The sequence below is a fragment of the Pseudomonas sp. RC10 genome (genome assembly GCF_038397775.1).
GTDB classification, from domain to species: Bacteria; Pseudomonadota; Gammaproteobacteria; order Pseudomonadales; family Pseudomonadaceae; genus Aquipseudomonas; species Aquipseudomonas bambusae.
Window position 1 is genome coordinate 6546248 of sequence record NZ_CP151650.1, and the last position, 12541, is coordinate 6558788.

Annotated in this window: 15 protein-coding genes and 1 tRNA gene; 9 read left to right on the plus strand and 7 right to left on the minus strand. The window is 57.9% G+C overall.

The genetic code is table 11. The features are described from left to right. Positions 1–93: 93 nt before the first annotated feature. The 4 genes from AAEO81_RS29335 (at position 94) to AAEO81_RS29350 (ending at position 3454) form a co-directional block, all read left to right on the plus strand. Complete coding sequence (locus AAEO81_RS29335; protein ID WP_341960645.1) at positions 94–1299, plus strand: methyltransferase; 1206 nt, start codon at positions 94–96, stop codon at positions 1297–1299. A 296-nt stretch (positions 1300–1595) separates the two neighbouring features. Beyond that, positions 1596–1671 (plus strand) — tRNA-Thr (locus AAEO81_RS29340). A gap of 288 nt (positions 1672–1959) precedes the next feature. Continuing rightward, positions 1960–2610: a YoaK family protein gene (locus AAEO81_RS29345; protein ID WP_341964650.1), complete on the plus strand. Its 651-nt coding sequence runs from the start codon at positions 1960–1962 to the stop codon at positions 2608–2610. Between the two features lie 481 nt (positions 2611–3091). Then, positions 3092–3454, plus strand: coding sequence for a DUF3597 family protein (locus AAEO81_RS29350; RefSeq protein ID WP_341960646.1), 363 nt, complete (start codon positions 3092–3094; stop codon positions 3452–3454). Positions 3455–3527: 73 nt separating this feature from the next. Here the strand turns inward: AAEO81_RS29350 and AAEO81_RS29355 are convergent, their stop codons facing one another. The 5 genes from AAEO81_RS29355 to AAEO81_RS29375 form a co-directional block, all read right to left on the minus strand. Then, positions 3528–4862, minus strand: coding sequence for an MFS transporter (locus AAEO81_RS29355; RefSeq protein WP_341960647.1), 1335 nt, complete (start codon positions 4860–4862; stop codon positions 3528–3530). Between the two features lie 124 nt (positions 4863–4986). After that, complete coding sequence (locus AAEO81_RS29360; RefSeq protein ID WP_341960648.1) at positions 4987–5925, minus strand: hydroxymethylglutaryl-CoA lyase; 939 nt, start codon at positions 5923–5925, stop codon at positions 4987–4989. After that, positions 5922–7115 (minus strand): CaiB/BaiF CoA-transferase family protein, encoded by a 1194-nt coding sequence (locus AAEO81_RS29365; protein WP_341960650.1) that lies wholly within the window; start codon positions 7113–7115, stop codon positions 5922–5924. Before AAEO81_RS29365 ends, AAEO81_RS29360 begins: the two co-directional genes overlap by 4 nt. Before the next feature lie 104 nt (positions 7116–7219). Then, complete coding sequence (locus AAEO81_RS29370; protein WP_341960651.1) at positions 7220–8131, minus strand: LysR family transcriptional regulator; 912 nt, start codon at positions 8129–8131, stop codon at positions 7220–7222. A 146-nt stretch (positions 8132–8277) separates the two neighbouring features. Then, a complete protein-coding gene (locus AAEO81_RS29375; protein ID WP_341960652.1) occupies positions 8278–8601 on the minus strand; it encodes a helix-turn-helix transcriptional regulator in 324 nt (107 codons plus the stop codon). 177 nt (positions 8602–8778) lie between these two features. Here AAEO81_RS29375 and AAEO81_RS29380 point away from each other — a divergent pair, with 177 nt between their 5' ends. The 5 genes from AAEO81_RS29380 (at position 8779) to AAEO81_RS29400 (ending at position 11176) form a co-directional block, all read left to right on the plus strand. Next, a complete protein-coding gene (locus AAEO81_RS29380; protein WP_341960653.1) occupies positions 8779–9087 on the plus strand; it encodes a hypothetical protein in 309 nt (102 codons plus the stop codon). Between the two features lie 277 nt (positions 9088–9364). After that, positions 9365–9685, plus strand: coding sequence for a hypothetical protein (locus tag AAEO81_RS29385; RefSeq protein ID WP_074757986.1), 321 nt, complete (start codon positions 9365–9367; stop codon positions 9683–9685). 130 nt (positions 9686–9815) lie between these two features. Further along, positions 9816–10565, plus strand: coding sequence for a transporter substrate-binding domain-containing protein (locus tag AAEO81_RS29390; protein WP_341960655.1), 750 nt, complete (start codon positions 9816–9818; stop codon positions 10563–10565). 91 nt (positions 10566–10656) lie between these two features. Then, positions 10657–10896, plus strand: a complete 240-nt coding sequence (locus AAEO81_RS29395) for a type II toxin-antitoxin system RelB/DinJ family antitoxin (RefSeq protein ID WP_341960657.1) — start codon at positions 10657–10659, stop codon at positions 10894–10896. After that, positions 10886–11176 carry a type II toxin-antitoxin system RelE/ParE family toxin gene (locus tag AAEO81_RS29400; RefSeq protein ID WP_341960659.1) on the plus strand — a complete coding sequence of 97 codons (291 nt, stop codon included), beginning with the start codon at positions 10886–10888 and terminating at the stop codon, positions 11174–11176. Before AAEO81_RS29395 ends, AAEO81_RS29400 begins: the two co-directional genes overlap by 11 nt. A 68-nt stretch (positions 11177–11244) precedes the next feature. Here AAEO81_RS29400 and AAEO81_RS29405 read toward each other — a convergent pair whose 3' ends face one another. Both AAEO81_RS29405 and AAEO81_RS29410 read right to left on the minus strand, forming a co-directional pair. Beyond that, a complete protein-coding gene (locus AAEO81_RS29405; protein ID WP_341960660.1) occupies positions 11245–12204 on the minus strand; it encodes a zinc-binding alcohol dehydrogenase family protein in 960 nt (319 codons plus the stop codon). A 40-nt stretch (positions 12205–12244) separates the two neighbouring features. After that, entirely contained in the window at positions 12245–12418 is a 174-nt protein-coding gene (locus AAEO81_RS29410) for a DUF1427 family protein (RefSeq protein WP_166594195.1), read from the minus strand. Positions 12419–12541: the final 123 nt, after the last annotated feature.

The window sequence follows — 12541 nt, forward strand, 5'->3', positions numbered from 1 at the left end:
TCGCTCCCACGGGAGTGAGCGCCAACCATCAGCTACCTCGCTCCCCAAATACCCCGTAAGCTTTTCCCACGCCCAGCACCGCGCTTTCCGACCATGCCTTTTTCCGCTACCGACCTCAAATCCCGCTTCCTCGCGCTCGACGCCTTCCTGCTCGCGCATCAACACCTGTGGCGGCCAAAACCCTTCACCCATCGCCATTTGCCATGGGAAGCCCAACACCCGGCGTTATCTACATGGCTGCGCCAGCGCTCGCTGGAAGAGGCCGAAGCGGCCCACAACCATCCCGAAACCCTCGACGCGCCAGAGCCCTTCGCGCAGCTCGCCAGAGAATCCAAAGCGCTTAGCGAAATCGACGCCCTGCCGACCCACGCACTCAACGCCATCTCCTCACGCATGAACGTCGACGTGCCCGGTCGCAAATGGCAACAGATCGAAGCCTTCACCAGCAGTCTGAGCTTTCGGGAGGCGCCTACGCACTGGCTCGACTGGTGCTCCGGCAAAGGCCACCTCGGCAGACGACTCGCCCACGATGGCCAAGCCCTGACCTGCCTCGAATACGATGCCACGCTGGTTGAAGCAGGCCGGCAACTCAGCCATAAGCTCGGCGTTCAGGCGGCGCATCTGCATCAAGACGTCATGGCCGAAACGGCGGCCCACCAACTCGCAGCCCACCACACCCCCGTCGCCCTGCATGCCTGCGGCGACCTCCACGTGCGCCTCATGCAACTGGCCAGCGACGCCGAGTGCCAACAGATAGCCATCGCCCCCTGCTGCTACAACCGCATCGCCAGCGAGCACTACCAAGCCCTGTCAAACGAAGGTCAGGCATCAACCCTCAGCTTGTCACTTGACGACCTCGGCCTGCCCCTCAGCGAAACCGTCACCGCAGGCGCCCGCGTCCGTCGCCAGCGCGACACCTCCATGGCCCGCAGGCTGGCATTCGACCTGCTGCAACGCCAACTGCGCGGCATCGACGACTACCTGCCAACTCCCTCACTCCCCAGCGCCTGGCTCGACAAACCCTTCAACGACTACTGCCGCGACCTCGCCGCGCTCAAACAACTGCCCGAGCCTGGCAACCGAGACTGGCCCGCCCTTGAAGCAACCGGCTGGCAACGATTGGCCGAAGTCCGCAACCTCGAACTGCTCCGCAACCTCTTCCGCCGCCCTCTCGAACTCTGGCTCATCCTCGACCGCGCCCTCTACCTGCAACAACGCAGTTACGAAGTGCGGATCGGTACGTTTTGCCCATCACACATCACACCTCGCAACCTGCTCATCCTCGCGGAACGGATATGACCCGCTGAAGGCACGATGCCCTGTGGATAACTCTGTTGACGAAAATCCCACGAACACACAGAAAACCTGATTCTCAAACGATTTACACGATTGGTCATTTTTTGATCACGTGTTAAATTTTTGAAAAAACAGTAGCTTGCGAACGAATGAGAAGAGTTCCACAAAACGGCCTTTCGCCACGAGCTCGATGGACCGCTTGTGAATAACAGTAATCGCGACAGGTCATAAGCTGCGTAAAAAAACTTGAATTAGGGCTTTACTCGCCCGATCAAATCCCTATAATCAGCGCCCACAACGCCGGTATAGCTCAGTTGGTAGAGCAACTGACTTGTAATCAGTAGGTCCCGGGTTCGACTCCTGGTGCCGGCACCATACAAAACAAAGGCTCGCAGAAATGCGGGCCTTTTGTTTTTGTCTCGCGCGTAATAACTAACGTACCAAGTCAGATCACCCGGCCAAGATTTAGCATGGCTGCTTCCTATAAAGGGTTACGTGATAGAAGATAGGCGGGAATGCGCCTTAGCATCGTGCCGTGAGAATTGGAACGGGATGCTGCACCCTGCCTGCCAATCAAATGCGAGACGGATTGTCTCGGGTCTGTACATCGTCGAGGTCGCAGTGCTTCCAGAGCCTAAATATTCTGGTGCCAAAGCCAGGCAAATGTTCCGGTTTCGTGGACGGATAGGTCTCTGTTTCGTTGCCAGTCTTTCGTTCATCGCCGGTATGACGGACTCGATCAGTTTTATGGTCACTGGCGACTTTGTCTCATTCATGAGCGGCAATACGACACGCCTTGCGGCGTCGCTAAGCACGAGCAACTTTGTCTTGGCCCTCCACATCGCCCTGCTCGTAGCAACGTTCGTCGTAGGAAATGCCTTAGGGGTGATAGCTGCAACCTACAGTGGCCGCCGGTCGTGGCCCCTACTTTTTTGCATTGGACTGCTGCTCTGCGTTGGCGGATTTCTTGGGGAAAACACGATAGCGCCTATTTTGGCGGTATTTGCCATGGGGATGATTAACGCGGTCGTCGAGGAAGTGAATGGTTTGCCCATAGGGCTAACTTACGTCACCGGGGCATTATCACGGTTTGGACGAGGTCTGGGCCGTGCGATCTTAGGGCAACAGCGGATCGGATGGCGTGTGCAGCTTGTACCCTGGAGCGGCATGCTTGTTGGTGCAATTGCAGGCGGCACAATGGCGCACACACTTTCTTTCAAGGCCATGGTCATCAGCGGCGTTATCACTTTGGGGGTCGGCATCGCATCGGCAGCGATTCCACGAAGCTGGCAGTCTAAATACATGCCGAAGTGAGCCGCTTACAACGACCCACTCTCTCCACCGAAATAACCATCAGTCTAGACGCGTACTAACGCGCCATCTCCCGCCCATCTCGACAAGCAGCGAAGACGGGTCGCGCCTTCGCCACTCGTCCGATATCAACCTCAACCCAGAACGCTCTGGAACCGAACCCTCCCCCCGCCACTCCAGTAATTAGCGGCTATGCTGCAACCTGACTGATCTGCCACACGTTTTATGGACTGCACCCACGCACATGGCAGTGACGATCCCATTTCCAGCAATGGAAGCCGTTTTGACCGTCTCGGGGAATGTATTCGCTCCATAGCCTGAATTCGCTGGCGCAGGTGCGATTTTCGCAGGTGTGTTGGTGCGCACAGGCTTTTGTGAAGACATGTCAGTCGCCGCAACGACGGGGATGGCGATTCTCTACGGACGGGCAACTGCCTGTCGGCCGTTTCTCGAACAGTTCGATCACTGAAAAAAGGGACTTATCATGAGCATTATCAGCAGCATTCTAGAAAAACTCGGGTTTGGGACGGCTAACGCCAGCACGCAGGCATCGCCAGATGCGCCGACCGCGCCCACGGCGGGGAGCGCGCCGCCCTCCTCCGGAACCCCCACACCCGAACAGCTCAAGGCCAAGCTTGAAGAGTTGAAAAATGCCAATTCCAAGGGCGCCGAGAAGCTGAACCCCGAGTCGTCTATCGTTGACTTGCTCAAGGCATTGGGGCTCGACAGCAGCAAGGAAAATCGGAAGAAGTTGGCCGAGGAGGTCGGGATTTCGTCCTATGACGGCTCGGCGGAGCAGAACATCGCGTTGCATAAAGCCGTGTTGAACAAGGCGACTCAGGGATAACGCCCGAACGACACGATGCGGCCTTATACCTGCACAAAAAGCTGCGCCTGAAGTCAGGCGCAGCTTTCAGGTGTCAGTCGTGATTCTTATCCAACGTCCGCAACTTCTCGGGCAACCCCCACAACAACAAACCTGCCGCAATCACGCTGGTGACGCCGATCACGTACAGCGCTGGCGTGGTGCTGCCTGTCATGTCCTTGATGCTGCCGACCATGATCGGGCTGACGATGCCGCCGAACTGGCCGAGGGTGTTGATCAGCGCGATGCCGCCTGCCGCGCCTGCGCCTGCACCGGCCAGCAGTTTCGGTGGCAGGGTCCAGAATGCCGGGATGGAGGCAACGATGCCGCCACCGAGCATGGCCAGGGAGAGGATCAGCATGCTGGTGTGCTGAGCGAAAATCCCTGCGCTGAAGAAGCCGATGGCACCCAACACGACCAGACCGCAGACAAATTTGCGACGTTCGCCGCTGGCGTCTGACAGGCGACCGATCACGACCATGCTGATCGCGCCACAAATATAAGGAATGGCAGTGAGCAGGCCGATCACGACGGGGCTTTCGACACCTGCGCTGCGAATCAGCTGAGGCGCCCAGAAATTGAGGCCGTAGGATGCCACTTGGATCAGGAAGTAGATCAGACCGAGCATCAGGAAACCCGGCATTTTCAGGGCGGTCAGCAACGAGCCATGTTTGTTGGGCTCATGCTGGGCGATGCGGCTGGAAAGATAGGTTTTTTCGGCGTCGGTCAGCCAATGGGCGTCTGAAACGCGGTCCTTGAGGATCTTGAGCACAGCGATACCAAGTGCAATGCAAGGCAGTCCGCCGAGCAGGAACAGCCAGTGCCAGCCGCGCATCTGCATGACCCCGTCCATGTGACCCAATACCAGACCGGAGATCGGCGCACCGAGCAGACCGGCGAAGGCCGAGGCGAGAAACAGGATCGATGTGATGCGCCCACGGTAGGTCTGTGGGAACCACAGCGTCAGATAAAACAGTACGCCGGGTGCGAAACCGGCTTCCATGGCGCCGATGATGAAGCGCAGCACGTAGAACTGCCATTCAGCGTTGACGAACACCATCAGCGCGGTCGCGATGCCCCAGGAAATCATGATCCGGGCAATCCAGCGGCGGGCGCCAACCTTGTAGAGCATGATGTTGCTCGGCACCTCGAACAGCACGTAACCGATGACGAACAGGCTCGCGCCGAGGCCGTACGCGGTGTCGCTCAGGCTCAGGTCGGTTTGCAGCTGAAACTTGGCGAAGCTGATGTTGATGCGGTCAAAGAACGCGAACAGGTAGCAGACCATGATCAACGGCATCAGCCGCCACGCGACTTTGCGGATCAACGCTTTTTCGGCGTTCACAACGTCCACGACGCTGCTATTGGGGTTTAGAACGGAGATAGTCATTGCGGTCACTCCAGTTGGACTTCCCAAAGGGAGCCCTATTGTTTTTGTTGTCTGGACGAATGCGCGGCGAGGCGTATTCGTTCGTATTCGGTAAAGCGTTTGGCTACAGATGTCTCGCGATAAATCAGCCCGGCAAATTTTCAGGCGCGGGATGCAAATCACAGTTACGCCCTGCCTTGGCAACTTGCCCCGGCATTTCATGCCCGAGCAGCGCAGGCAGGCCGCGCGAGAGTTTCAGGAGATGCGGCAGGTCGACACCGGTCTCGATCCCCATTTCTTCGCACATGTTCACAAGGTCTTCAGTGCAGATATTTCCTGATGCGCCAGGCGCGAACGGGCAACCGCCCAAGCCACCCAACGACGCATCAAAACGGCGAGCGCCTGCCTCGTAGGCCGCGAGGACATTGCTGAGCCCCAGCCCACGGGTGTTATGGAAGTGCAGGGTCAGCGCCGACGCCGGTATGCGCGTCAGCACGCGTTGCACCAGCCGATGCACCTGACGCGGGTTGGCCATGCCGGTCGTGTCCGCCAGCGAAATGCCCTGCATGCCCAGTTCCAGGTAGGCATCGACGATCTGCAGCACGCGGTCTTCGTCGATCTTGCCCTCGAATGGACAACCGAACGTCGTGGCGATAGAACCGTTGAGACTCACGGGATGGCCAGCGGCGAAGGAAACGACGTCGCCAAACGCACTGAGCGACTGCTCGCAGCGCATGCGCATGTTCGCCAGGTTGTGGGTCTGGCTGGCGGACATCACCAGATTCAGCTCGTTGGCACCTGCGTCTATCGCACGCTGCGCGCCCTTGAGGTTGGGGATCAGCGCCACGTAAATCACGCCCGGGTGGCGCAAGATTCCACGAAACACCTCGTCGCCATCCCGCAGCGCGGGAATGGCCTTGGGCGAAACAAAAGAGCCGGCCTCGATGCGGCTGAAACCGGCCAGAGAAAGCTGATCAATGAGCTCGATTTTGTCGGGTGTTTCGACCCAAGTGGGCTCGATTTGCAAACCATCGCGCGGCGATACTTCCTGGACGATCAAACGCTCGGAAAAGTCGGTGATCATTGCACCACCCCCTCTGTTTTGAGTTGTGCGATATCGGCAGCGGTCAGGCCCAGATCGCTCAGAACGCTGTCAGTGTGTTGACCCAAGGCAGGCCCTTGCCAGTTCACCGAACCCGGTGTTTCGGAGAGTTTGGGCACGATGCCGGGCATTTTCACGTGGGCGCCGCCGGGCAGTTGCGCGTCGAGGATCATCTCGCGCGCCTGATAGTGAGGGTCGGCCACAATGTCAGCGACGTTATAGATCCGGCCGGCGGGCACTTCCGCCTGTTCAAGCGCCTCAAGAACGTCGTCGATAGGCAAGCTGGACGACCAGGCGCTGATCACCGCATCGAGCATCTCGCTTTGCGCGGCGCGACCATCGTTCTGCGCAAGCTCAGGGGCTTCGGCCAGATCAGGACGGCCAATGGTGTGCATCAAGCGCTTGAAAATCGGATCGCTGTTGCCGGCGATGACGACAAATGCGCCATCAGCGGTCGGATAGGTGTTGGAGGGTGCGATGCCGGGCAGTGCACCGCCAGTGCGCTCACGAACATGGCCAAGCATGTCGTATTCCGGCACCAGGCTTTCCATGAGGTTGAACACGCTTTCGACCAGCGAGACATCGACGATCTGGCCATCGCCTTGCCCGGTTTTCACGCGCAGCAACGACATCAGCGCGCCCATCACAGCGTGCATCGAAGCCAGTGAATCACCGAGGCTGACGCCCACTCGCGCCGGAGGCGAACCGGGGGTGCCGGTGGTGTAACGAATGCCGCCCATGGCCTCGCCGATGGCACCAAAGCCCGGACGATCACGATAAGGACCGGATTGGCCGTAGCCCGAGATACGCACCAGCGTCAGCTTGGGGTTCAAGGCGTGTAGGACATCCCAGCCAAGACCGAGTTTTTCCAGCGCGCCGGGGCGCAAGTTTTCGATCAACACGTCGGCGCTTTCGGCCAGACGCTTGACGATCTCGATGCCTTCGGGGGATTTGAGGTTCAGCGACAAGGATTTTTTGTTCCGAGACTGGAGATACCACCACAGCGAGGTGCCCTCGTGCAGCTTTCGCCATTTACGAAGCGGGTCACCCTGTCCCATGGATTCGATCTTGATCACCTCAGCGCCGAACTCGCCCATCAAGCGTGCGGCGAAGGGCGCTGCGATCAGTGTGCCGATTTCAATTACGCGCACACCGTTCAGGGGGCCTGTCATAGCGGATACCTCAGTGTTTCTTGGAATTTGTAACCAAGACTAGAGGACCGGGGTTTGGCAAATCCAACCGTATGTTGGCAAGCATCGTTCGCGAAACGCGAACGCTAGCGACGGTGCTGCTGAAGGTGATCGAACAGCAAGAGGCTGACCGGGGACAAGGCGGCCTTGTCGCGCACCACCAGAATCAACGTGCGCTTGGCCCACGCATCGCTCAAGCCTACGGCTGTCAGGCCTAATGGTGTGCCCAGTAAATCAAATGCCTTACGCGGCAGGACGCCGATCCCCATGTTCGCCTGCACCATTCGGCACATGGCGTCGAAGCCCGGAACATGAATACGCACGCGTAGAGGTTTGCCATGAGAGCGCGCTGCCGTATGGGTGCGCATGTTGATGGAGCTGGCGGCGTGCAGGCCGATGTGATCACTGCCCAGTGTGTCTTCGAAAGCGACGTGATCCCGTTGAGCCAGCGCGTGGTCGGAGCGCATGACCACGACCAACTCGTCGCGCCTGTACGGCACGCTGTAGAGGCCCTGCACATCGGTGTCTTCTGAACAGATGCCGATGTCGGCAACGCCGTCTATCAAGCCTTGAACCACGCCGGTGCTGGGCCGCTCTTCCAGATCGACCTTGACCAACTCATGGCTGATGGTGAAGTCGTGCAGGTCTTCCGGAAGAAACTGAATGATCGCCGAAAGGTTAGCCAGCATGCGTACATAGCCGCGCATGCCTTGCAGGTGCTCGTCGAGTTCAAGACCCATTTTTTCGAGGTCGAACAGCATGCGTCGCGCGTGGTGCAACAGGGTTTCACCTGCGGCGGTCAGCACCATGCCTTTGGCGTTGCGCACGAACAGCCCAATGCCCAAGACCTCTTCAAGCTCCATCAATCGCTTGCTGGCGGCCGATACAGCAATGGCCTCGCGCGCCGCTGCACGGGTCAGCGTGCCTTCTTCATGCACGGCAACGAACAGCTTGAGGGTGATCAGATCAAGGCGACGAATGAGATTTTTGTGAAGCATGAGCAGGTCTCGGCCACGGGGCCTGCTCAGCATATACGTAAAACGACGGCTGGCTATCAGCGCACCAGAACAGGAATTCGAAAGACAACAGATGGGGGATGTGGATCAATATCGTCTTCTAAACATCTGCAAACTGATTGAATATTTCAGATGTTCGGGAATTTGGTTTGTCCGTGTAATTCGACGGCCAATGTCAGAATCTGTTTTTTTCCGGGCGAATCGAGGCGATAAAAGAGGAGCAGCATTCTGGCCTCTTCATCATCAACGCTATAAAAATAGGCGGGCGGAACATCCAGAGCGGCGGCGATTTGAATGATGGTCAATGAATTGGGCGTGTGTTTATTGTTTTCGTATTGATTCATCCGCGCACTGGCGGAGGCGGGATCGATCCCTGATTCAATGCCCAAACGCTCCTGGGACAGCCCGGCAGCCGTTCGGGCTTCCTTCAATCGTTTGCTAAAAATGCTCATTTATTAGCCGCTAAAAGGCTAAGAGATTCTTAGAATCAGGTTGACCGCGTACTAAGACATACTTAGGATTTGAAATTATCTGTAGGGCCTTTTTTGTAGATCATGAAATTTGGCGAGCAACAACTGCCCGCTTCAGACAAATGCCACACTTCCCTCCACACTCAGAGAGCGTCGCCCATGAATATCGAAGCACGCCTCTGCTCACTTGAGCTTTTGCTTGAAAATAGCGTCCAGGGTAAGGCCCCAATACCTGCGGCCCGCGTACTGGAATGGTTGACTGAGTTGAAAGATGTAAAGAGCCATGTGGGCGCCGTCAGCGCGGCGATGCAGCAGGTCGCGAACGTTAATATGGCGCTGGAGCTGACGACTCGCCTGCTTGAGGCGGCTCACACCGAAAAGTTCGATGCGGATCAGATCTGGTGCTTGATCGATCCGTTACGCGAAAAGCTGGATAGCGCCGTAGAGGAGATGAGACTGTCTCTGTGATAGCACGATTGGGCTGAGGGATGTCGAATCATTGTCCTGCAGCCCCTGATTCTGCCAGACGGTCTCCCGAAACTGACTCAAAACCCTCGTCGCCCCCACCATTCGTCGTCAACGCTGACCAACAAGCCTCGCACACCCGAGCCTCTGCGGCAGCGATCTCACGCGCCCCCTCCCCGATCACGCGCCCATCTAGTAACGTATAGGCATTCCGACTGGCCCGCGCCTTCGCCCACAGCGACAGCGAGCCGTCACCCGAAACACGAGAGAAGGCCCAACCGTGCACAATGTTCGATTGATCAAATACGTCTGGACCCATCAGACCCCCGAAATTTCTTCTGAATGGTCGAAGCTTCTGTATGAGGTCGAGTTGCCGTTCGTGCCCTTCCATGGCCTGAACATTCAGCTGCCCGATCAACGCGCCTGGCGTATCCGGGACGTTGAGTGGAATGTTGAAGAACAGACCTTCCGCTGTCACATCGAAGATCAGTTCATGAACCTGCTGGACGTCGACGATTCCTACGAGGACTGGATCGACATGCTGCTCGAGTGCGGCTGGGAGCTGAGCGGCCGTTACACCAACGAGCACAACAAGACGTGAACGCGTGAGGTTCCTGCGGCCTGAATGTTGTACCTTTCCAGCAAAATCATGAGCGGCGACACGACCGACTTGTGAGCCAGGCAAGAGGCCTGCCCTGACAGGCCCTGTATTTACCTTGAGCGCTGCTGCCATGAAATGGATTTCCCGCTTTACCCCGTTCGCCATGAGCGCGCTATTGGCAGGCCTACCCACGGCATTCGCCACCTCCGCCGTTGACCTTTACGTTCCCGAAGCGCCACCGTTGACCATGCTCAATCAGGCAGAAGCGCACGGTATCGTGGGCGACATTGTGGTACAGGCCATGGCGATGACAGGGTACTCGGGCAATTTTGTCTCTCCACCCTGGCCCCGTGCACAACGGGAAGTCAGCAGTGGCAAAGACATGCTGATCGCCCCGCTCACGCGCACGCAAAGCCGAGAAGGCCTCTTCACCTGGATCGCCCCGGTGATGACCATGGACCGTACGTTTTTCAGCCTCGACCAGCGGGTCGATACCTTCGACGAAGCGAAGAAAGCCTTCAAGCTCATCGCCGTGGGAATCGGCACAGCGCAGGAAACCCGTCTACGCGAAGAAGGCTTCCCCGCCTCGCAAATCTACCCGTTGAAGATCGGTGAAAACCCGGCTCAAATGCTGCTCAAAGGACGTGTGGATGCGTGGTTCAACGGCGTGCCTGAAACCCGCTACATCTGGAAGCAAATCAGCGACCGCCCACTGGTGATGAGCCGAGTGCTGATGACCGCAAACCTCTACCTGGCCTGCTCCAAGGATTGCGACCCGCAGATGGTCGAACGCCTGCGGACGGCCCTCGATACGCTGGAAGCCAATGGCACGTCGGCGAGGATTGAGGCGGGGTATGTGAAAGGGTTGCCGGTTTGGTGACGCGATTTGGCCTGCCGTCGAGCAGCTTGAGGTTGTGAACCAGAAGTTCAGCGCGTAACGTAACGCCAAACGTCATTACAGGTTATATTTCATGGCCTCAATCAACATCCGTATCGACGATGGACTGAAATCTCGCTCATTCGCCGAACTTGAAAAACTGGGCGTATCGCCTTCGGATCTTCTCAGGCAGACGCTTCAATACGTCGCAGATAACGGCAGGCTGCCATTTAAACCCGTACTCATGAATGACGAGGACGAAGCGCTGCTTGCGGAGGTTAGAAAACGCCTCGCGAATCCTCAGCGCGTGAAGGTTTCTCTGGATGACCTATAGCCTTGAGTTTGATCGACGTGCATTGAAGGAATGGAAAAAACTCGGGGATACGATCAGAAGCCAGCTCAAAAAAAAGCTGGCCGAGGTACTGGAAAATCCCAGAACAGAGGCCAATCGGCTACGAAACCTGCCGGACTGCTACAAAATCAAGCTGCAGAACACAGGGTATCGTTTGATTTACCAAGTCATCGACCATGAGGTCGTGGTGTTCGTTGTGGCCATCGGCAAGCGAGAGCGAGAGGCCGCCTATGAGGATGCTCTGCAACGTCTCCGCGATTGATACCCGAATGGCGCCATCTGCACCGAAGTGCGCAGACGACGCCTTTGCCCCATCGGCCATCCGCCCATTTAAGGCAACAGGATAATCTTGTCCGCACTGCCCTCATTCACTTCTGCGTAACCCGCGAGCCCTTCTTCAATTGGCGTCTCGATCAAGTCGGTTGGCAGTGGCAAGGTGCCGTCGTCAAACAGTTTGCCGAACTGCTCCAGCATCCGCGCACAGGCTTCGACGCCGTACAGCAGCGAATTGACGCCCACCACCGAGCCACCTTTTCGGTACAGCGCCAGCGCTGGCAGCTGGACGTGGCCGTCCACCGGGGCGGCGATGATTGCGATGCGGCCGAACTGCGCCAGCGCCTGTACCGAAGCGGGCAGCCAGAAACCGGTGGTGTCGAAGATCACGTCCGCGCCGCCCTGGAAGACTGCGTTCACTTGGGCCGATAGTTCTTCAGGCTTGCCCAGCAAGATGGCGTTGTAGCCTTGGTCCTGAAGGGCTTTGACCTGTTCCGGACGGCGCACGGCAGCCAGCACTTGGGCCCCGCGGACCTTAGCCAACGCGATGGCAGCGCTGCCGACCGCACCATTGGCACCGATCACCAGCAGGCGGGTGTCGGCTTTTACCAGACTTCGCTCCAACGCATCCCATGCGGTGGTGTACGGCACACCCAGACTCGCGGCCTGCACGAAACTCAAGGACTTGGGTTTGAGCGCCACGCCTTTGGCTGACAACGTGATGTAACCCGCGTGGGAGCCATTACGCGAGAAACCGATCTGGTTGCCTGTGCCCCAGACTTCCTCACCGATCAACTCACTTGGGCCCTCGACGACGACGCCTGCGAAGTCGCGACCGGGCACCCGTGGCAGCGTCGTATAAGGGAAACGGCCCAAGACGTTTTTCACGTCGCTTGGGTTCAGCCCTGCCGCTTTGATCTGTACGAGAACCTCATCCGCTGCAGGAACGGGAGTGGGCAGTTCGACGACTTCCAGTGCGGCCAGGTCGCCGGTTCGGGAAAATTGCAGTGCTTTCATGGCGTTCAAATCCAGAGTGGGAATACAGAATTCGTTCTATTCAGGACATCAGGTTGGCGAACAGCTGGCGGCCCATGGGCCACAGCTTTTCCCCCGCCTGCATGCCGAGCAGCCCGACCAATGCCACCAAGGGCGGCGCGGGTGAGCGAAAGTCGAGTGCGCCGTACAGCAAGCCGACGGCGATACCAATGGCGAGTGAAATGATGTAGCTCATGACGAACTCCGGGACCGTGTGTCGTGAAGCACGACAGCGTTGGCGATGGACCAGAGTTTAGGGAAAGGTGGAAATGCCTACCGGCCAAGTGCTTCTGAATTCCGGACAGACTGAGTGCGATGG

Bases quoted from the DNA above. Each gene is read 5' to 3' on its own strand.
- AAEO81_RS29390 (WP_341960655.1), top strand. From the start codon at position 9,816: ATGAAATGGATTTCCCGCTTTACCCCGTTCGCCATGAGCGCGCTATTG.
- AAEO81_RS29395 (WP_341960657.1), top strand. From the start codon at position 10,657: ATGGCCTCAATCAACATCCGTATCGACGATGGACTGAAATCTCGCTCA.
- AAEO81_RS29375 (WP_341960652.1), bottom strand. From the start codon at position 8,601: ATGAGCATTTTTAGCAAACGATTGAAGGAAGCCCGAACGGCTGCCGGG.
- AAEO81_RS29370 (WP_341960651.1), bottom strand. From the start codon at position 8,131: ATGCTTCACAAAAATCTCATTCGTCGCCTTGATCTGATCACCCTCAAG.
- AAEO81_RS29410 (WP_166594195.1), bottom strand. From the start codon at position 12,418: ATGAGCTACATCATTTCACTCGCCATTGGTATCGCCGTCGGCTTGCTG.
- AAEO81_RS29380 (WP_341960653.1), top strand. From the start codon at position 8,779: ATGAATATCGAAGCACGCCTCTGCTCACTTGAGCTTTTGCTTGAAAAT.
- AAEO81_RS29400 (WP_341960659.1), top strand. From the start codon at position 10,886: ATGACCTATAGCCTTGAGTTTGATCGACGTGCATTGAAGGAATGGAAA.
- AAEO81_RS29365 (WP_341960650.1), bottom strand. From the start codon at position 7,115: ATGACAGGCCCCCTGAACGGTGTGCGCGTAATTGAAATCGGCACACTG.
- AAEO81_RS29360 (WP_341960648.1), bottom strand. From the start codon at position 5,925: ATGATCACCGACTTTTCCGAGCGTTTGATCGTCCAGGAAGTATCGCCG.
- AAEO81_RS29405 (WP_341960660.1), bottom strand. From the start codon at position 12,204: ATGAAAGCACTGCAATTTTCCCGAACCGGCGACCTGGCCGCACTGGAA.
- AAEO81_RS29335 (WP_341960645.1), top strand. From the start codon at position 94: ATGCCTTTTTCCGCTACCGACCTCAAATCCCGCTTCCTCGCGCTCGAC.
- AAEO81_RS29350 (WP_341960646.1), top strand. From the start codon at position 3,092: ATGAGCATTATCAGCAGCATTCTAGAAAAACTCGGGTTTGGGACGGCT.
- AAEO81_RS29355 (WP_341960647.1), bottom strand. From the start codon at position 4,862: ATGACTATCTCCGTTCTAAACCCCAATAGCAGCGTCGTGGACGTTGTG.
- AAEO81_RS29345 (WP_341964650.1), top strand. From the start codon at position 1,960: ATGTTCCGGTTTCGTGGACGGATAGGTCTCTGTTTCGTTGCCAGTCTT.